The following is an 18,717-nucleotide window of genomic DNA, read 5'->3' as shown; positions in this document are numbered from 1 at the left end:
TCTCGGTGGTGCAAAAGTACATTCGAGGATAAGCAGTTGTGCCCGTTTTTCAGCTGAGACTGAACCTTAAGTTTTAAATCAGGCAAGAAAATTACTGAGTTATTTATCCCAAAATAAGATGGAAAAACCGCCAAGCTGTTATGCGAAGAAACTCTATTACGTTACGCTCGTTTACGATCCGCGCAATCTCCAATTTATGCTTGGAAAATTTGGTGCTGATCATATTATCATGGGTACAGATTATCCATTCCTGCTGTGGGAAGCACCGCCGGGAAAAATAGTCGAAATGCTGGAAAATGTTTCGGATGTGGAAAAGAAACAAATGCTTGGAGAATATGCGATTAAGTTTCTAGGATTAAATAAAGAGAGTTTTATTAAAGAAACGGTATAGGTCAAACAAAAGAACATTCCATTTTGATAGGAATGTTCTTTTTTCACCAACCGATAGGTTTTATAGATTCAAGAAATATTTACTTTCTTTAAAGTAGTTTTAAAGGCTCTGGTGCAAAAACTTCAATTGAACTGTTAGTAATCTCCTAAACTTGTATATACTGATACTACTAATCTAAAAAGGATGTGGGAGTCAGTAGGACTAAGCCAAGTGCTTTTAAGTGGAAGCATTATCAACCAGAAATTATCATGCTTACAGTGAGATGGCACCTCCGGTACAATTTAAGCTTTCGTGACCTAGTAAAAATAATGGAGGAGCGGGGCTTTTCTATTACCCACAACAAGATAATGCGTTGAGTCCATCAATATGGGCCTGAATTAGATAAGAGAGTTCGCCGTCACTTTAAGAAAACAAACGATTCTTGGAGAGTAGATGAGACGTATATCTCGGTAAAAGGCCAATGGATGTATTTATATCGTGCAGTTGATTCAGAAGGGAATACCATTGATTTTTATCTAAGTGAATCAAAAGATAAATAAGAAGCCAAGCGCTTTTTTGCATGTTTCCAGGCCACGTGGCATTACAGTAGATAAGAACCCAGCTTATCCATCAGCCATTAAGGAGCTAAAAGAAGAAAAACAAGTACCGAAAGACATACAAATAAGGCAAATAAAATATCTAAACAACATCGTGAACAGGAACATCGGTTCATTAAAAAGCGATTTCGCTATATGTCAGGTTTCAAATCTATTGAAACGGCTACTTCTATTCTTTCAGGAGTGGAAGCTATGCACATGATTAAAAAAGAACAAATTGATCTTTACGGCATCAGTCTGTTCAAAATCAGAAAGAATTCATTCATCAATTGTTTGAGCTAGCAACATAACACATGACTCCGTTAGGAATAGATACGCTTTCTTTCATTTTTACTTTATTTTTGCACCAGAACCACCATAAGTGTGACTCTAATAAGTAATAAAAGTGAGGCGAACGTTCTTTGCTGATTTTGCTGGAATGTTCGTCTTCCCGTTTGATGTTTATTTTACAAAATTTTCTTAGGAGCGTAAAACAGCGGTGAATGGAATTTTATTATTATTTTATATTTAGAACATTTGTTCGTGTGAATAAAAATAAAGGAGGAGATTTGTATGGCGATACATGACCGCGGTATGGCTAAATGGTAACCCGCATTTCAATTGCCTGAACTGGTGGAGACGCAGCGTAATTTGTGGCGGGATACTGAACGGATTGCTAAACCGATCATCCACGAATATGAGGCGGAGAAGTTTGATTTGCGCATAGCTTACGCAATGGAATCTAATCTTGAGATAAATATTAGCGAATGGACTGACGGCTTTATTATAGATATAACTGGTCGTGTTCAATACGTGGATCCTCTTACGCATCAGCTCCGCAATTAAGTGAAACCAGGTGAAATCGAGCGAGTGGCATTTCTTGACGTAGTTGGAGTGCTTGGCGTTGATTAGGAAGATATTCAAATATACCAATTAGGAGTATTTCATAGAAGAAAAGAGTAAAATTTGCGTATGATTTACGATGGACTATTTTATCAGGTCTAAAATTATATATTTCCTAAAATTAAAAGGGAATAACATATTGACTGTAGGGGATATTTATACTAATTTGATAGATATTTTTTCTTAAACTATCATAATTAGGAAAAATATGTTTTGCATTTGTAGCTTTTCTAAATTGACGATGAACTTGATTACCTTGTTTTGCAATAAATTATCCAAACATAAAAAAAGTGCAGACTCCTGTTTGATTTCTAAAGGTAATTTATACGATAAATAGAGTCTGTGGTATTATAATTTTATAAAATAAATATGGAGGAAAATAAAAAATGACAGTATCTGAACTCATTGAAAAACTAGAGAAATTGGATATTCAAGATGCACAGATAGTGCTTAAAGATTCATCAGATGAATATTTAGACATAGGAGAGATTGAAAGTATTTTAGGATTCTATTATGTAATTCATCCAGTTTCAACAAATAGGAGCCAGGAGGAAAAGTAACGGGTTCTCTTTTCGGAGGGAAGGTAACTTTTTTAGCAGTAAATAACACTGTAATAAACAATATTTTAGCATTAGAAAAAGGCAACTTAATGAAGTTACCCCCTTAAGTTGGACTAATAATCCAACTTAAGGGGGTTTTTAATATGGTAAAGTTTTCAAGTGATTTTAGAAAATAGATTGTATCAGAGTATTTAGAAGGAGGGGGAGGATCAAGAGAACTGGCAAAGAAATTTAGCATTGGTAGTCCTCAAACTATACTTGATTGGGTAAATCGCTACAAAAAATATGGGGATAAAGCATTCAATATACGAAGTTCTAAAAGTGTTTATGATGGTAACTTAAAGTTGGAAGTACTCGAATGGATGTGTAGTAACAGAGCATCATTACCCGAAACTGCTCTTCATTTTGATTTATCTACACCTAGTACAATTTGGTCGTGGGAGAAGAAATACAAAGAGAAAGGTGTCGAAGCTCTGTTCAATCGGAGAGGAAGACCTAAAGATATGACAACTAATCATAAACACAACCAGGGGAAAGAATCCATTGAAGTCGAAAAACTACAACGTGAAATTCGAATGTTAAGGATTGAAAATGAGTACCTAAAAAAGCTACAAGCCTTAATGCAGGAACCAGGAGATACCGACAAAAGCAAGTGCAAGTAGTCACTGAATTAAGGCAAAAATATAGTTTGACTGAGATTTTAAAGGTCGTCGACCTTCCTAAAATTGTGTATTTTCTTTATCAAAATCATGAAGAATCAAAACAGAGTGATTGGGACTTAATTGAAGAGATTAAAGCTATCAAGACTGATAACACAGCTTATGGTTATCGTCGCGTAACATTGGAATTAAAACATCGTGGATGGAAAGTTAACCACAAAAGAGTACAACGTGATATGCAAGAGCAACACTTACAGTCCCAAGCATATACAAAGAAAAAAGTAAATACAACTCTTATAAAGGGACAGATGGGAAAATTGCACAAAATCGGGTGAATCGTCGGTTTAAAACAGATAGACCTTATTAAAAGCTTACAGTAAATGTTACAGAATTACGCTGGGGAAATAGGTCCACTGAGCACCGCTGTTATCTTGAACCAGTCATGGACCTTTACTCTGGTGAGATTCTTGCCTTTAACATTGACCTACATCCTACTGTGAAATTTGCCTTAAAACCGTTACATGAAGCCTTGGAATCAATTCCAGTACTTCCTTATCGAACAACTGTTCATTCGGATCAAGGATTTCAATATCAACACCATAGCTGGGTCAAAGAGCTTAAAGAACATCGTGTTTTTCAAAGTATGTCACGCAAAGCCACTTGTCTTGATAACGCAGCAATGGAAAGTTCCTCCACCTCGTGAAATGTGAAACAGGTTATTCTCATGAATATCTATCTTATGAGGAGGTAGCTCAGGCTGCATCAGATTAGATAATTTACTACAATAACGATCGGATTAAAGAAAAGCTCGGTGGAAAGAGCCCTGTAAAGTACAGGCTTCTTAACACCGAGAAAGCATCCTATTATTTTGTCCAACTTTTCGGGGTCAGATCAAGGAGAATATGAGCCCTATGGGTTAGTCGATCTAGAAGGGCTGCGGTCATTTTTTTATCTCCAAATATAGACGTCCATTCCGTAAATTCTAGATTCGTATTTATCATAGCGCTAGCACGTTTATAACGACCGGCAAAGAATTGGAACAGGAGTTCAGTTCCAATTTTCGTAAACGGTACATAGCCAAGATCGTCTATGATGATTAAATCAAATTTGAGCTACCTTTTTTCCAATGCACCTAGCTTGTGTTCTACATTTGCCAAAAGAAGTTCTTCAACTAATTCTGCAGCCGAGATAAATTTAACCTTATAGCCATTTTTTATCATTTCAATACCAAGAGCAGTGGCAAGATGCGACTTCCCGGTCCCACTATTTCCTAAAAATATTATGTTTTCCTTTTTCTCCAACAAAATCTCCCTTTGATAGGGCCAGAAAACGATTCGATCCAGGCTTGGCATCAAACTAAAATCATAGCTCTCTAGAGTTTTCTTTACAGGAAAAGCAGCTTGTTTAAGCCTTCTTTGTCTCTGATTTTCTTCTCTAGACTCTGATTCCGCTTCTAGTAAAGCTAATAGAAACTCCTCATAGCTTAAGTTCCAATCCTCGGCCTCTCTTGCGAGAGAACGATATTGTGCTGTAATAGTCGGAATCCGTAGTTGTTTAGTTAAGTAATCTAAAAGTAGTTCAGTTTTCATTTCCGCGCGGCTCCAGTCAATTGGGCGTCCTGTTTAATATTGGTCTTGTTCACTTTGTAATCGAGAAGATTAACAGGTGTTTTGCCCAAAGTAAGAGTACTGATTGGTATGTGCTGATTTGTAAGCCTTTGGATGATTTCATGGACTTTCTCATATCGGAAAACTTGCGTTTTCTCTGCTTCCAAAAAGGCCTTCGTTAAATTATCCATACAATATCACAGTGGAGGAGGAGAAGTCGAATGAACTTTCTATCACCTACAGTGCAAAAGCGGTCGGTGAATTAGTTGCTAAACGTGCGGTTGAAAAAATCCTTCCTGCTCGCGCATTTTCAAATGGAATCGCTTGAATACTTCAGGGACTTCAGTTGATTGAAAGGCGTGAGCGTCACGGATTGCCCGTGGTTTTTAAGTAATACTTCCAGATAATGATCCAAAACAGTAATCATCTGATTACGTTCATAGGATCAAGTGTGTTCTTCGATCACATGGTTTTGAGCCACTACTATTACACGATCGACAAAAATTTTTGCCCATACAGCTTGACCCACATAGCTGCAGGGTACAGAATAACGATTGGTCTCCACTGTAATAAGGGAAGTTTTATTAACTTTGCATGATAAAAGCTTACAAGCTTCAAAACGGTTCGTTGGAAGGGATGAAGATATTCTTTTTCTTTCTCCCACATTTCTAGGACAGTCTCTGATTTATTTGGGACGTGAGTCCTTCCGGGCTCTTTTAAACACCAATCCAGGAGATAGTCATTCAATTCGTTTACTGACTGAACTTCAGGTAAAGGTACCAATGCATTCCTTCTTACGTAACCTACGGCACCTTCGACTCGAACTTTTTCATTCCCACTTACAGGGTTACAAAATTCTGCTTTAAACACGTAATGTGCTTGTAGTCCAATGAAAGACTCCTGTTCAAGCCTATCTCTTCCTTGAAGGATTTTTTGTACACATGTTTTCAGATTATCAAGTAGACCTCAGTTGGAACACCTTCTAAAAACTCAAACGCATGGACAAAGCCATCCAGGAATGCTTCCTGTTTTTCAAGAAGATACGCTCTGTCAAACCGCATACGGCTTGCTGAGAGCTGAATGCAGAAAAGGTAAATGCGTTGTGTTCGACTCTGTAGAATAATATCCGCCTCTCCCTTGTCGAATTGGAATTGGTGGCCGAGTTGGAAATCAAGGGAAATAAAGACTTCTTGAATTTGTTGCCTGCGCTTGGCTACGATTTTACGGATGTTGGAGGCAGAGCCTTTAAATCGTATTCATTTTATAATCTTTTAAAGATTTTAATAGCTGTATGCTTTTATTTTTTTCCAGTTCTTTACATCGCCTTCTAACCATTGATTAATGATAGGAATGACGCGTTTTGTTTCTGGAGAATACTCTTTTGTCCCATAAACTTTTTTTCGTAAAACGGTCGTTAGTGCAGTATCATTTTTAAGATATTTGCTAACAGTGTTACGTGAAATTCCAAGTTTTGCCGCAATTTGCCTTTGCGATAAACCTTCAACCTCTTTTAAGAATTTGATATTATGAAATTGAGCCATTTCGATCATCCTGTTCGTCCTCTCATTTGAAGTAAGTTTAGTCACTTCCTATCATAAGAGAGGTTAATAGAATTGGAAATCATGTGGCTCATTTTTTATGTGATCAAATCGTATAAAAGTGGCTCAAATCTAGATTATCAAAAACAAATATAAAGATTCTTTTAGTTTATTCTTGGTTTTATTTATAATTTCGAGATCCCCTTACCCTTTTTTTATTATGTCATGCCCATTTAAATGTCTTTAGAACTTACTCAGGACAAACGAAATCTATTAATTATTCCTCTTAAATCATCTCTTTGCACGCGAATTAACAGCGTATTCATAATGTTTATATATAAATAAAATCTTGAATTTAGGCACTAAAAGAAAGAATATTTCGATTAGATTTTCACAAAAAAAAGATTTAAAATTAAATCAATTAAGATAATATTCTGATATTTTTAAATGTCAATATGTTCAGATATTATCTGGAAAAATGCATTAAACGCTGTTCACCTTAGCACACTGAGTTAAGATTTGGATGCGATTACATTTTCCTGAGGTATCCAAATCGATGCTAGTTTTTGTGCATTTGATAGTTGCACGACAAAAAGAAAACAGACCATTTTCTTTACGAACCAAAAAAGAGATTCCAAGGAAAAGAGGAGATTTTAGCATGTCGAGTCAATCACAAGCCTATCTTTTGGAAGGGAGGGTAGCCATTGTAACAGGTTCTTCACAAGGAATTTGGAAAGCGGTTGCAATTGGTTTATCACAAGCAGGTGCGACTGTATTGGTTACAGGAACCAATCCCGAACGTACGAAGAAAGTCGCCGAGGAAGTGGCCCAATTAACAGGGCGGGAAACAGACTACTTTATTGGTGATCTATCAAAAGATGAAAACGTTATCCAGATGGTTGAAAAAGCCATAATAAATGGGACAAAATCGACATTCTTGTCAATAATGCCGGCGGCGGCGTGATTCTCCCGTTCCTTGAACAAACACCGGAAACCTTAAAAACAACAATCGGCCGCAACCTCTGGACCATGCTGTGGTCATGTTACAGAGTGTTGCCACATATGGTGAAACAAAATTACGGACGGATTATTAACATAGGGGCAGATTCTGTCCGCAATGGTTTATGGGACCATGCAGCCTATAATGCTGCAAAGGGCGGGGTCCATGCCATTGTTTCCGGATTAGGAAGAGAAATCGCCAAAAATAATATTACCGCGAATGTCATCGCTCCCCCGGCAGTAGAGGGGGAACTGCTGGATGAGATCAGAAAGAGAGATACCGGGTTGGTAGATCGCTATATTAACATCATTCCAAAAAAGGAAGAGGGGCCTATCCGGAAGAAGTGGCGGATGCCGTCGTATTCCTTGCTTCCGATAAGGCGACTTTTATTACGGGCCAAGTGATTAGTGTAAATGGCGGAAGCACGATGCAATAAAAATGATTTAAAGGTTTTCTAAAACCTCTTTCAGAACTGACACAGATGATGAGCAGGTTTACTGAAAAAACTTATTTAGGGGGAAAGCCAATGAGCAATTATCTTAAGGAAGATCAACAGAAGTGTTTATTTAAAGTAAATCGTGAAGTTTTTATTGATCCGGAAATTTTAGAAATCGAACGCAAAGAAATTTTTGATAAATGCTGGTTATATATCGGGCATGAATCAGAAGTACCGAATAAAGGCGATTTTCATAGAAGAAAAGTTGGTGGACGAAACCTTTTATTTACCCGCGGCAATGATGGGGTGATAAGGGCATTATATAACACCTGTCCACACCGGGGTGCGCTTGTATGCCGTGAAGGAAAAGGAAACTCAAAAGTATTCCGCTGCTTCTATCATGCGTGGAGCTTTAATACGCAAGGGGAATTAGTCGGATTACCTGATAAATTTGGTTTCTTGGAAGACCATAACTGCGATGGCTCTAAAAATATGCTGGCTGTCAAACAACTTGAAAGTTACCGCGGTTTCGTATTCGTTAACTTTGATGACAACGCCATATCATTAGAGGAATACCTGGCAGGCGCCAAAGAGTATCTCGACTTGGTGGCAGATCAAACAGAAGTTGGAATGGAAGTTTTGCAGGATTCCCAAGAATATAGCGTACGATCGAACTGGAAATTACTTTGTGAAAATAGTTTTGATTTATACCACGGGGTACCAACCCATAAAACCTATTTTGATATTGTTGCGACCCGCGGCGGAATAATGGAAAAAGACAGTCTTGCAGGGGAAGCACGCGCTCTGGGGAATGGACATGCCGTAATGGAATATTATGCCCCATGGCCAAGACCAATCGGAAAATGGATTGAAGGCTACGGTGAAGAGGCGAAAGAAATTATCGACAAAATCAATGCCCGCTTAGTAGAAAAATTTGGCGAAGAAAGAGCCCACCGAATTTCGAAAAAGAACCGTAATATTTTAATTTTCCCTAACCTAGTCATCAATGATATCATGGCGATTGCAATCAGAACCTTTTATCCGATTGAACCGGGTTATATGCAAGTAACCGCCTATGCTTTATCTCCTATAAATGAAACAGACGGTTTCAGGGAGGTCCGGAATGACAGCTACTTAGAGTTTTTAGGGCCAGGCGGTTTTGCGACTCCGGATGATAATGAAGCGCTTGAACTATGCCAGGAAGGCTTTTTAAATACTAAAGAAGTCGGATGGAATGATATTTCAAAAGGAATGAACAGGGAAATTCCCCAAGCGACGGATGAAGAACAAATGCGTGCCTTTTGGCGTGAATGGGATAAACGGATGACAGTAGCGGAAAGCAAAAAAGAAGAAGCTGGGAAGGTGGAAGTATGAACATAACACGTCAGGAAATTGAAGATTTTTTATTCCATGAGGCGGAGCTTCTTGATGAGTTTAAGTTAAAGGAGTGGGTTGCATTATTCGCAAGCAATGGAACGTATGTGATTCCGCCCATCGGAAATCCTGATGCGGATTTTAAAAAATCGCTTTTCTTTGTTCATGATGATCGTGCCCGTTTAGAACAGCGGGCGTTACGATTACTGAAAAGAGAAGCCCATGTAGAATACCCGCACTCCACTACTCTTCACAATGTGACGAATGTAAGAATCGTTAATAATGAAGAGGATGCCGTAAAAGTCAGATGCAATTTCTCTACCTACCGTACGAAACGTGAAGTACTTGACAATTATGTCGGGGTCCTCAAATACATCTTGGTAAAAGAAAACGGAGAATTAAAGATTCAATCAAAGAAAGTCATTCTCAAATTGGACAGTCTCCGCCCGCACGGAAAAGTAAGTATCATTTTATAATATGAAGTCAGATTTTGATTGGGGTTTATATGAATTAACACATTAACGCGGTTAAGCTATGAGGGTCAGACCCTCTACTATAATATAGGAGGTTTTTGAATGATTCGCTATAAAAAGTTGGGATATGTTGTGTTAAGCGTGACTGATCTTAATAAATCGGTAGATTTTTATGAAAATATTGTTGGTATGGAATTTGTTGAAAGAGTTCTTGATGCGGCATACCTTCGATGCAGCGGGGACCATCACAATTTAATTCTTGAACAAGGAGAAGAACCTGGGTTAAAAAGAGTAGCATTTGAGCTTGAAAAGGCAGACCAATTTCAAGCAGTGTTTGACCATTTAACGGTACAAGGTGTAAATCCTGTCGAATTAAGCGCAAAGGAGTGCCAAAATTTGGCCCAAGGTAGAACATTGCGTTTTAAAGATCCATATTTAGGGGTAACGTATGAATTCTATGTGCAAATTATGCAAATGGGTACCCCATTTGTTCCTAAGAAGGCCAGAATTACGAGACTTCTTCATGTCGTTTATGAAACTAATAAATTTGACGAATTATTTGATTTCTTTACGAATGTTTTGAACTTCAACATTTCAGATATCCAAGGAAGGGAAACGGGATGGGCCTGGTTAAGGGCAGCTGGAACTCCATTTCACCATAATTTTGCCCTGACAAAAGGAAAAGAAAATAAATTGAATCACCTTGCTTATCAAGCTCAACGTGTAGATGATGTGGGGATTCAAGTTAATAGATTAAGGGATAACAATGTTCCGATTCTTTTTGGGCCAGGAAAACATCACCCATCGGGCAGCATTTTCCTATATTTTGCGGATCCTGACGGCTTAACGATTGAGTATAGTCAAGGAATGGAAGAATTTCCGGAGGAAAATCCAAGAGAGCCTCGCCGTCTAGAACCAACCATGCATACCCTTGATGAATGGGGAGGAAGACCTAAACCAGGATGGGGAAAAGTTGGTAAATTTATAAAGGAAGACCTGGAAAAAGTTAATCAATAATCAATCAACAATTATCCTTTAAGGAGGCAACATCGTGTCAAAAGGTGAGAATTTCCGTGTTGACTTTCACACCCATATTATTCCTGAGAATTTTCCTGATTTTGCGGAAAAATATGCGGATGATCGTTTTCCGATTTTAAAGCATACGTGCAGCTGTGGAGCTGAAATTTACAAGGATGGAAAGTCATTCCGAAAAGTCGACGAAAATGCCTGGAATCCTGAAAAGCGCATCGCTGAAATGGATGCGGAAGGTGTCGACGTCCAAGTATTATCCCCGATTCCCGTTACGTTTATCTATTGGGCAGATGCCGAAAAGTGCTTAGAGCTTTCGAAGGCACAAAATGATTTCATCGCTTCGGTAGTAGCGGAATATCCTGACCGTTTTGTAGGCTTAGGTACGGTACCTTTGCAGGATGCCGATTTGGCAATTGCAGAAATGGAAAGAGTTATAAACGAGCTTGGGCTGGTTGGGATTGAAATCGGGAGCAATGCAAACGGCAAAACTCTTGATGATCCGGAGATCCAAAGATTTTTAGAAGCAGCGGCAAAAATGGATGTTCCGATTTTAGTCCATCCTTGGATGACAGTTGGCGAAGAAAGAATGCCTAAACATAATTTTATGTACTCAATCGGGATGCCTTCTGAGACAGCGCTTGCTGCAGGGAGCTTAATCTTCAGCGGCATTTTTGATAAGTATCCAGATTTAAAAATCTGTTTTGCCCATGGCGGAGGAACCCTGCCTTATTTATTACCGAGAATCGATCAAGCTTGGGAAGTATGGCCGCATATCCGCACAACGGAACAGCCGCCAAGCTATTATGCGAAGAAAATTTATTACGATACACTAGTCTATGACCCCCGCAATCTTCAATTTATGCTTGAAAAATTTGAGGCTGATCACATAATCATGGGTACTGACTATCCATTTCTGCTGCGAGAAGCACCGCCAGGAAATGTAGTCGAAATGCTAGAAAACGTGTTGGATGAGGAAAAGATAAAAATGCTTGGAGAAAATGCTATCGAGTTTCTAGGGTTAAATAAAGCAAGTTTTATTAAAGAAACGGTATAGATTTATAACAAAGGACATTTCTGTTTAAATGGAATGTCCTTTGTTATTGCTGATCCATATCGTATACATATTTAAATAGATTTTAAATTTTTTAAAGTAGTTTCAAAAGTATGAAGAAACAGAAGAAGCCTTTCTAATTTTGGAGAATCCTTTTTATATATTCCAGTAACATTATAAGTGAGATCTTTAAATTCAGCAAAAGGGACGGTACATAAATCTTTATTGTGTGTATTTGTGTGATTAGCTAGAATTAGTTCTGGTACGACACTAAAACCCCAGTTATTTTTAATCATCGATATTACCATTTCGAATCCGCCGACTTCAATTCGTTTTAGATTTCTTACTCCGATTAATCTTTCATCAATTTTTCGCCATAAGGCTGTTTCTCTACGATAGCAAATCATCGTATGGTCAATAAGATCGTCTTTAAAAATTTCAGCTTTTCCACCTAATGGATGGTCTTTTCCAACAATAAAAACAAGCTTTTCATGAAAAATATATTCAGATTCCAGATTTGTAAATGGGATTACATCTCTTACCAGCCCTATATCGATTGACCCATCTTCAATCATTTTAGAAACTTCTACAGAGTCCGCTGCTTCCACTAATTCAAACGAAAACTCACTTGTTTTGCGCAGCAGTGATAAAACCTCTAAGACAATCGAAACAGAGATGGCAGGTGATAATCCAATGGTAATCGTTGGAGTTTTAATACCTTTAATCACCTGTCTTACTTCTTTTACATTGTTTAATATTTTACGTGCATATGGAAGCAGGGCAGTTCCTTCCTTAGTCAATAGGATTTTTTTTCCGTCGCGGTAAAATAATTTACAGTCCAGTTCATTTTCTAATTTTTGAATTCTTGCCGTTACCGCGGGCTGTGTTAAATTCAAGTAGTCTGCTGTACGCGTATAATTATTTAACTCAAAAACAGTAATGAAGGTTAAAAGTTGTTCATCATCCATAACATCACTTCCTTATAAAAAAAATGAGCTCCTTTTATATTATGATATCAATAAAAACATTCCGGACGCTTGTATTAATGCGCTTTCATTTTTATGTAAAGAATTATAACTAACCAATAATTTAAACTAATTATAGATTTTATTAATGTTAAATTCTAATCAAAAAAATCTTCTTTTTACGGCTAAAATTCAAAATATTTTTTATAATACCGGGGCTTCAATAAATTGTGTCTAATGATTCATTAATAATAATAATGTTTTTGAGATTAGGTCATTGGTAGTTAGATTCGATAGAGAATTTGAATTCACAAACCCAAAGTCTACGCTTCCTTTCTTAATCCAATTAGAGATGTCCGTATAATTACCTTGGTGTAATTCGAAATGAACAGTTGGGTACTGTTCCTTAAAGTCTTTTATCAATCCTGGTAGCCAATGACTTGTAACACTAGAAAAGGTACCAATTCTTATGAGTCCACTTTGTAGTCCCTCCATCTCTTTGCGTTTTTCTATCAATTCCTTATGCGAATTATTAAATGCTTTTATATATGGAAAAAATTCATCTCCATCTGGTGTTAGTGTAATTCCCTTTCTAGAACGTAAATAAGTTTCTTAGAAAGTTCTTCTTCTACAGAATTCACCATTTGGCTAATGGCGGATTGAGAATACCCAAGTTCTTCTGCCGCTTCTGTAAAACTGCCTGTTTTCTATTGCTTTTATAAAAGAATAATAAGTATTCACTCTCACTAACTCCTTTATATAAGAATTACTTATAATTCCATCATAAATACTTGTTTTACTAATGTGAATGTAATTGTTACTATATAGCTAGTGTTAATAAAAATACATAAAGGTTAGGGAACATCTGTTATTTGTTCTGTTCTTACTTGAAAATATATGTAGGGATTCCTAAGATAAAAATGTAGTTATATTAAATGATGAGGAGATGAGTAATAATAAATATTAATATTAAATATAAAAATATCATTTTTGCATTTTTAATGGCTTTTAGTATGTCCTTTTTTATTTCATTTATATTAATCTCAATAAATAGGGGTTATGATAAAACATTTTTACATTCATGGTTAATAACTTGGTTACAGGCTTTTATTTGCGCTTTTTTTGGGGCTTACTTTTTTCCGAGAGTAATACAAAAAATAATGAAAAAGATTAATTTTGTAGAAAAAACCACTAATAATTGACAATGATATTTTAGTGAGAGAACAAAACGAATAAAAATTAAATTTATGGCTGATAGTTCTCCAAAAGAAATAGGCGGGTGAGAAACCAGGAATTGGTTATGTACCTAATCGAGAAATTATACAACAACTTTCCGTCAGTGAAAAATCTTATTTCTAAAGAACCTTGGTTATTGCTGCCTATCAAGTAAAGTCATAGCATTTTGATTAGTTATAGTTCAGGAAAAGGTATTAATTTAGGTACACGTGTAATGTTACTTGGTATCTTGTATGCAGGTCCGCAATTTACCGCGACAGGTGAAATAGCTGTATTGAATATTCCTTCTTCTAGACCGATTTCAGTTTCGCAAATTCCAATGAACCTTGGTTATATCATAAAGTCACATAAATTGCTTGATTTTGAAGAAATTCTAGAAGGTTTATACAATTAATATAAATTATCATGTTGAGCCTTTTATGGCTCTTTTTTTGTTAATAACGTTGGTACAACCTCTTCATTAAAATGGTTGTGCTTTGCAAATGTTGTATTATATAGATTAAGCAGCCAAAAGGCATTACATACTACTTCCATTAGTCTCCTAATATTCCGTTCTATTATTCGTGGTAATATTAAGGCGAGGTGTTTTTATATGTTCGTTAAACCAATGCTTTTACACAAATCGGATCAGCCGTTCGACGACTCCGAATATATCACGGAATTGAAACTCGACGGCATCCGTTTAATATATTCAGTTGATAATGCGGGCAAAGTCCGCCTATATTCACGCCACAACAACGAAATCACATCGAAATTCCCCGAACTTCACAATCTCGATATTCCGCCTGGAACCACTCTTGATGGCGAGTTGATCATTAGCGACAACGATGGGAAACCAGACTTCGAGGCGATGATGAGCCGGTTCATGAGTTCGAAAGATAAATCGCAAGTCAGCTTTGTGGCCTTCGACGTCATACAGCGTGAAGGTGAACGTGTCACTAAACTTCCGTTGCTTGAACGTAAGGAAATACTTGCGGACCTGGTGCCGAATGATTCCGCGCTGATTACCAAGTCACAGTTTATCGAAGGCCACGGTGAGGCTTACTTTGACGCGATCAAGGCCCAAGGATTAGAAGGTATTGTCTTAAAGCGCAAAGACTCTCGCTATGAAGTTGGCAAACGGTCGCATTCATGGCTTAAGGTAATCAATTATCAATACTCCGATGTGTTCGTCGTGGGCTACCGCAAGCAACCGAAGGATTTCGGCTGGCTGTTGACGGACACTGAAGGTAAGTACATGGGCGTGATGGAGCTCGGAGTACCTGCGAGTGAAAAAGCGAAGGTTTACCGCGCTCCAATTTTAAAGGAAACCGATGATTTTGCGTATATTACTCCGATTGGTGTACGTGTGAAATACCGTAATTTAACAAAGGCGGGCTTATTGCGCTTGCCAAGCTTCGTAGAGTGGGTTTAATTGCCCACTCTTTTTGCTACTCTGCTAATCAATAAAGTTGATAACTTTGTCAAAAGAAAAAGGAACTTTTTATGGACTTCATCTTCAACTAAAGCACCCGTTACTTTAAGTGAATCATTTCACAATCTTATTAAGTATCCTATTTAACAAGTATTCCTTTTGAATTTAATTTTTAAAAATATTATGAACTTTTTTCGCTAAAATCATTGCTATGTACTGTGGAATTAAATTTAAAAGACTTACTACTACTAATAGTTGAGAAGAAGAAAATGGTTTAAAATAACCACCATCCCACATAACTGTATCCGACATACTTCCATTAAAATAAAACGAAATCATCATAGATAAAATATTTCCGATTATAAAAGGGTTCGGTTCCAAACGTGACTTTGATAAGCCTGGTTATTATATTGCGAATGGTTTGTTTCCCCTATTAAATGAAGAATTAAGGGTTGACAATCAAGAAAAAGTCCATTCCATGAAATATAAAATTGATCATGAAGGATTGTTTACTCGTCACGAACAGCTTGAAAAGGACCAAACAACACGTTGGCTTTACCATGAGGAAGATGCCATAATCGTTGGCGGTGATCGGAAATTTCCATGGAGACTTCGCGGTCCATTTGGTGCCTCTGCCACATCTTACGGAGCAGTCGGCGAAAACTATATACTTTCAACAGGTCATGGCAGCCATTTGGCAGGCGGTTCATGGATTAATACGGGGGAGGGCGGAGTTGCACCAGAGCATTTAGAAAGTGGTGTAGATGTGGTCGCTCAAATTGGCCCTGGTTTATTTGGTTTTCGCGATGATGAGGGGAATTTTTCTATTGATGAATTTAAGTTTAAAGCCCAAGAGCCGAATATAAAAGCATTTGAGCTTAAATTCGGCCAAGGAGCAAAAATCCGTGGCGGACATCTGGAGGGGTCAAAGGTTACAACGAAGGTAGCAAACATTCGTAAAGTTCCAGTGGGGAAAACCATTAATTCACCAAATCGCTTTCCATTTTTGCATAATGTGCTCGAAACGTTGCAGTTTATCAAAATGCTGCAAGATGAAGGTGGAAAACCTGTCGGAATCAAAATTGTCGTTGGATATCCATCCAGCTTGGATAAATTTTTCGAGGCCATGAATAATCTTAGGATTTATCCGGACTTTATTACGGTTGATGGCGGAGAAGGTGGAACAGGCGCCACTTACAAATCAATGGCAGATACAATGGGACTTCCTTTATATCCTGCTTTAATTGCGGTTGTTGATAAGGCCTATCAGTTTGGTCTACGAAATAAGCTGAAAATTTTTGCTTCAGGAAAGTTAATTTCAGCCGATAAAATTGCTATTGCCCTTGCGATCGGTGCAGATGCCGTGAACTCTGCGCGAGGATTTATGATTGCTAACGGCTGTATAATGGCTCTTCAATGCCATACTGGTAAATGCCCTACGGGCGTAACGACCACCGATCCAAAATATCAAGAAGCACTTGTGCTAGAGGAAAAGAAATGGCGCGTCATGAACTACATCATTAATGTACGTCAAGGTTTGTTTGCCTTAGCTGCGGCTTGTGGCATTGATAGCCCCCGTAAGTTCACTCGTGATCACATTGTATTTAAAGATGTCGATGGAAAAATAAAAAGGTTATCAGAACTGTTTCCAATTCCTGATTCTTCGGATGAATTATTAAAAAGAACTTTATAATGAAATTCAATGGGTATAATGACAATCCATACAACATCTTTAGCAATAGTTGTTTTAATACGGTTTCCTTAAGCAATTACAGTTGCAAGAGAAAAAGAAAGAAGGAGTAGAGAGGACAAGAAGATGTCAAGTGAGAACTCACTCATTGTTTTCTGAAAAGACTATTCAAACTTCTAAAGATGAAAGGTATATATTATGGCCGATATAGTCCTTCTCGTCCCTGACATCCAATGCTATAATGAATCAAAATATTCTTATAATTTGGGAGCAGTGATCGGATTGTCAAATCGGCAGAAACTTTTAGAGCTTGAGATAGAAGGAATTATTAACGCTTCTAGTGAGAATATAATCATCACGGATGGCGAGGGAATTATTTTACGGGCTATTAAAAAAAGTGAAGAAATGTACGGGATCGCTTCTGCGCAGCTGGTAGGGAAATCGGTTAAGGATCTGGAGAAGGAAAAGATATTTAATCCCTCGGTGTCACTGAGTGTTATTAAAAAGAAGGAGCCTGTCCGGTTTATGCAAAAAACAGGGACCGGAAAAATAATCATGACTCACGGTATCCCTCTTTTTGACGAGAAAAATAATATCATTCGGGTTATCAGTTTTTCTTACGATATAACGGAAATCGAAGAACTGAAAGGTGAATACGAGAAACTGCAGCAGAAAATGAAGTTTTATGAAACAGAAATCGAACTGCTGCGTGATAAAAGTTTAACCTCAAGTGGGGTTGTTTTTAAGAGTCAAAGAATGAAAAGAGTATGGGAACTCGTGAATCGGGTGGCACGCAGTGATGCAACGGTTGTGCTGGAAGGTGAGTCAGGGACAGGAAAAACGCTCTTTGCAAGAGCGCTGCATAAGGGCAGCAGCCGGAAAGATGCACCGCTTATTGAAGTGAACTGCGGAGCTATACCTCATAGTTTGTTCGAGTCGGAAATGTTCGGGTATGAGGCGGGAGCGTTTACCGGAGCAAATAACAAAGGGAAAATAGGCCTCATTGAGCTTGCTGATAAGGGGACCTTGTTTTTAGATGAAGTGGGTGAATTGCCGCTTTCTATTCAAGTGAAACTGCTAAAAGTACTGCAAGAAAAAAAGGTTACAAGAATGGGCGGGAACAAATGCAGAACCATAGATTTTAGAATAGTAGCGGCAACAAACAGGGATCTTGGGTTTATGGTCAAGCAAGGTGCGTTTCGGGAGGATCTTTTTTACAGGCTGAATGTTGTTCCAATTGAAATTCCTCCGTTGCGGGATAGAAAAGAAGACATTTTGCATTTGATGAATTTTTATTTAGAAAAGTTCAATGAAAGATACATGAAGTCTAATACATTTCACTCTTCCGCAATTGAAGCATTCTTAAACCATAACTGGCCAGGGAACGTAAGAGAGTTAGAAAACCTGGTAGAACGGTTAGTGGTTACGCTTGAACACGAAAAAATCACTGTGGAAAATCTCCCTTTTTTGCAAAGTGTTAATCGATCGTTATTACATGTGGACAATAAAGGGGAACTGCCAGCATCATCGCTGCAAGAGTCTTTAGAAGCAGTGGAAAAGAGCTGGCTGCTTCGTGCTTTCCGTAAATGTAAATCAACCTATGAAATGGCCGAATACCTCGGACTTAGCCAGCCTACCGTCGTACGGCGTATGAAAAAGTATAATATTAATTCAAAAATGAATTAATGATTCTTTATTGAATTAATTATCTCTAGGACGATTCAATAATGAATTGACAATAACTTCGGAAGCGGCATTATCAATAGATTAATAGTTGGCATAGAAATTGCACTGTAAATATGTAAACGCTTAA

The 18,717-nt window shown here is 37.7% G+C and carries 19 protein-coding genes and 6 pseudogenes; 19 read left to right on the top strand and 6 right to left on the bottom strand.

Annotated elements, in window-relative coordinates:
- Positions 1–118: 118 nt before the first annotated feature.
- The 8 genes and pseudogenes from J7E77_RS04515 to J7E77_RS31635 form a co-directional block, all read left to right on the top strand.
- Positions 119–391 carry an amidohydrolase family protein gene (locus J7E77_RS04515; RefSeq protein WP_214712690.1) on the top strand — a complete coding sequence of 91 codons (273 nt, stop codon included), beginning with the start codon at positions 119–121 and terminating at the stop codon, positions 389–391.
- Positions 392–855: 464 nt separating this feature from the next.
- On the top strand, positions 856–930 hold the full coding sequence (locus tag J7E77_RS31645) for a DDE-type integrase/transposase/recombinase (protein WP_374102948.1): 75 nt from the start codon (positions 856–858) through the stop codon (positions 928–930).
- Positions 911–1,269 (top strand): annotated as a pseudogene (locus J7E77_RS31640) (DDE-type integrase/transposase/recombinase). The gene J7E77_RS31645 and the pseudogene J7E77_RS31640 overlap by 20 nt, the downstream one beginning before the upstream one ends.
- 330 nt (positions 1,270–1,599) lie before the next feature.
- A complete protein-coding gene (locus J7E77_RS30430; protein WP_308160402.1) occupies positions 1,600–1,812 on the top strand; it encodes a YolD-like family protein in 213 nt (70 codons plus the stop codon).
- A 443-nt stretch (positions 1,813–2,255) separates the two neighbouring features.
- Positions 2,256–2,429, top strand: coding sequence for a hypothetical protein (locus J7E77_RS04500; protein WP_176541128.1), 174 nt, complete (start codon positions 2,256–2,258; stop codon positions 2,427–2,429).
- A 176-nt stretch (positions 2,430–2,605) separates the two neighbouring features.
- Entirely contained in the window at positions 2,606–3,091 is a 486-nt protein-coding gene (locus J7E77_RS04490; RefSeq protein ID WP_374102947.1) for a helix-turn-helix domain-containing protein, read from the top strand.
- Between the two features lie 26 nt (positions 3,092–3,117).
- The gene (locus J7E77_RS04485) at positions 3,118–3,423 is read left to right on the top strand and encodes an IS3 family transposase (RefSeq protein WP_214712686.1); all 306 of its coding nucleotides are present in this window, start codon (positions 3,118–3,120) and stop codon (positions 3,421–3,423) included.
- A gap of 62 nt (positions 3,424–3,485) precedes the next feature.
- Positions 3,486–3,791, top strand: a pseudogene (locus tag J7E77_RS31635) (transposase); the annotation flags it as partial.
- A gap of 160 nt (positions 3,792–3,951) precedes the next feature.
- Here J7E77_RS31635 and istB read toward each other — a convergent pair.
- The 3 genes and pseudogenes from istB to J7E77_RS04465 form a co-directional block, all read right to left on the bottom strand.
- Positions 3,952–4,677: pseudogene (istB, locus tag J7E77_RS04475) on the bottom strand (IS21-like element helper ATPase IstB).
- A 463-nt stretch (positions 4,678–5,140) separates the two neighbouring features.
- The gene (locus tag J7E77_RS31625) at positions 5,141–5,359 is read right to left on the bottom strand and encodes a Mu transposase domain-containing protein (RefSeq protein ID WP_374102945.1); all 219 of its coding nucleotides are present in this window, start codon (positions 5,357–5,359) and stop codon (positions 5,141–5,143) included.
- Between the two features lie 616 nt (positions 5,360–5,975).
- Positions 5,976–6,236 (bottom strand): helix-turn-helix domain-containing protein, encoded by a 261-nt coding sequence (locus J7E77_RS04465; protein ID WP_214712682.1) that lies wholly within the window; start codon positions 6,234–6,236, stop codon positions 5,976–5,978.
- A 520-nt stretch (positions 6,237–6,756) separates the two neighbouring features.
- Here J7E77_RS04465 and J7E77_RS04460 point away from each other — a divergent pair.
- The 6 genes and pseudogenes from J7E77_RS04460 to J7E77_RS04440 form a co-directional block, all read left to right on the top strand.
- Positions 6,757–7,454: pseudogene (locus tag J7E77_RS04460) on the top strand (SDR family NAD(P)-dependent oxidoreductase); the annotation flags it as partial.
- Positions 7,455–7,576: 122 nt separating this feature from the next.
- Entirely contained in the window at positions 7,577–7,669 is a 93-nt protein-coding gene (locus tag J7E77_RS31620; protein WP_256942308.1) for an SDR family oxidoreductase, read from the top strand.
- A 90-nt stretch (positions 7,670–7,759) separates the two neighbouring features.
- Complete coding sequence (locus J7E77_RS04455; RefSeq protein WP_214712681.1) at positions 7,760–9,043, top strand: aromatic ring-hydroxylating oxygenase subunit alpha; 1,284 nt, start codon at positions 7,760–7,762, stop codon at positions 9,041–9,043.
- Complete coding sequence (locus J7E77_RS04450) at positions 9,040–9,519, top strand: aromatic-ring-hydroxylating dioxygenase subunit beta (protein ID WP_214712680.1); 480 nt, start codon at positions 9,040–9,042, stop codon at positions 9,517–9,519. Before J7E77_RS04455 ends, J7E77_RS04450 begins: the two co-directional genes overlap by 4 nt.
- 99 nt (positions 9,520–9,618) lie before the next feature.
- Positions 9,619–10,533 carry a VOC family protein gene (locus J7E77_RS04445; RefSeq protein WP_214712678.1) on the top strand — a complete coding sequence of 305 codons (915 nt, stop codon included), beginning with the start codon at positions 9,619–9,621 and terminating at the stop codon, positions 10,531–10,533.
- A 34-nt stretch (positions 10,534–10,567) separates the two neighbouring features.
- Positions 10,568–11,602, top strand: a complete 1,035-nt coding sequence (locus tag J7E77_RS04440; RefSeq protein ID WP_214712676.1) for an amidohydrolase family protein — start codon at positions 10,568–10,570, stop codon at positions 11,600–11,602.
- Between the two features lie 71 nt (positions 11,603–11,673).
- Here J7E77_RS04440 and J7E77_RS04435 read toward each other — a convergent pair whose 3' ends face one another.
- The 3 genes and pseudogenes from J7E77_RS04435 to J7E77_RS30415 form a co-directional block, all read right to left on the bottom strand.
- The gene (locus tag J7E77_RS04435; RefSeq protein WP_214712675.1) at positions 11,674–12,567 is read right to left on the bottom strand and encodes a LysR family transcriptional regulator; all 894 of its coding nucleotides are present in this window, start codon (positions 12,565–12,567) and stop codon (positions 11,674–11,676) included.
- 231 nt (positions 12,568–12,798) lie between these two features.
- Entirely contained in the window at positions 12,799–13,059 is a 261-nt protein-coding gene (locus J7E77_RS30420; protein ID WP_251027991.1) for a LysR family transcriptional regulator substrate-binding protein, read from the bottom strand.
- A gap of 80 nt (positions 13,060–13,139) precedes the next feature.
- Positions 13,140–13,220 (bottom strand): annotated as a pseudogene (locus J7E77_RS30415) (hypothetical protein); the annotation flags it as partial.
- A 345-nt stretch (positions 13,221–13,565) separates the two neighbouring features.
- On the opposite strand from J7E77_RS30415, the gene J7E77_RS04425 reads away from it, so the two are divergent.
- The 5 genes and pseudogenes from J7E77_RS04425 to J7E77_RS04405 all read left to right on the top strand — a co-directional run bounded on the left by J7E77_RS04425 (position 13,566) and on the right by J7E77_RS04405 (position 18,590).
- Entirely contained in the window at positions 13,566–13,766 is a 201-nt protein-coding gene (locus J7E77_RS04425) for a DUF2798 domain-containing protein (protein ID WP_285289982.1), read from the top strand.
- A 248-nt stretch (positions 13,767–14,014) separates the two neighbouring features.
- Positions 14,015–14,194: a hypothetical protein gene (locus J7E77_RS04420; RefSeq protein WP_214712674.1), complete on the top strand. Its 180-nt coding sequence runs from the start codon at positions 14,015–14,017 to the stop codon at positions 14,192–14,194.
- A 198-nt stretch (positions 14,195–14,392) separates the two neighbouring features.
- Entirely contained in the window at positions 14,393–15,214 is an 822-nt protein-coding gene (locus J7E77_RS04415) for an ATP-dependent DNA ligase (protein ID WP_214712672.1), read from the top strand.
- Positions 15,215–15,575: 361 nt separating this feature from the next.
- A pseudogene (locus J7E77_RS04410) lies at positions 15,576–16,907 on the top strand (glutamate synthase-related protein); the annotation flags it as partial.
- Between the two features lie 279 nt (positions 16,908–17,186).
- Complete coding sequence (locus J7E77_RS04405; protein ID WP_251029001.1) at positions 17,187–18,590, top strand: sigma-54 interaction domain-containing protein; 1,404 nt, start codon at positions 17,187–17,189, stop codon at positions 18,588–18,590.
- Positions 18,591–18,717: the final 127 nt, after the last annotated feature.

This window comes from Bacillus sp. ISL-77, assembly GCF_018613105.1.
Note: the sequence above shows the minus strand (reverse complement) of the source record. Positions and strands in the feature narration are given on the sequence as shown.

Excerpts from the sequence above, each read along its gene's own strand:
- J7E77_RS04515 (WP_214712690.1), top strand. The coding sequence starts at position 119 with ATGGAAAAACCGCCAAGCTGTTATGCGAAGAAACTCTATTACGTTACG.
- J7E77_RS04500 (WP_176541128.1), top strand. The coding sequence starts at position 2,256 with ATGACAGTATCTGAACTCATTGAAAAACTAGAGAAATTGGATATTCAA.
- J7E77_RS04465 (WP_214712682.1), bottom strand. The coding sequence starts at position 6,236 with ATGGCTCAATTTCATAATATCAAATTCTTAAAAGAGGTTGAAGGTTTA.
- J7E77_RS04455 (WP_214712681.1), top strand. The coding sequence starts at position 7,760 with ATGAGCAATTATCTTAAGGAAGATCAACAGAAGTGTTTATTTAAAGTA.
- J7E77_RS04450 (WP_214712680.1), top strand. The coding sequence starts at position 9,040 with ATGAACATAACACGTCAGGAAATTGAAGATTTTTTATTCCATGAGGCG.
- J7E77_RS04445 (WP_214712678.1), top strand. The coding sequence starts at position 9,619 with ATGATTCGCTATAAAAAGTTGGGATATGTTGTGTTAAGCGTGACTGAT.
- J7E77_RS04435 (WP_214712675.1), bottom strand. The coding sequence starts at position 12,567 with ATGGATGATGAACAACTTTTAACCTTCATTACTGTTTTTGAGTTAAAT.
- J7E77_RS30420 (WP_251027991.1), bottom strand. The coding sequence starts at position 13,059 with ATGGAGGGACTACAAAGTGGACTCATAAGAATTGGTACCTTTTCTAGT.
- J7E77_RS04425 (WP_285289982.1), top strand. The coding sequence starts at position 13,566 with ATGGCTTTTAGTATGTCCTTTTTTATTTCATTTATATTAATCTCAATA.
- J7E77_RS04420 (WP_214712674.1), top strand. The coding sequence starts at position 14,015 with ATGTTACTTGGTATCTTGTATGCAGGTCCGCAATTTACCGCGACAGGT.
- J7E77_RS04415 (WP_214712672.1), top strand. The coding sequence starts at position 14,393 with ATGTTCGTTAAACCAATGCTTTTACACAAATCGGATCAGCCGTTCGAC.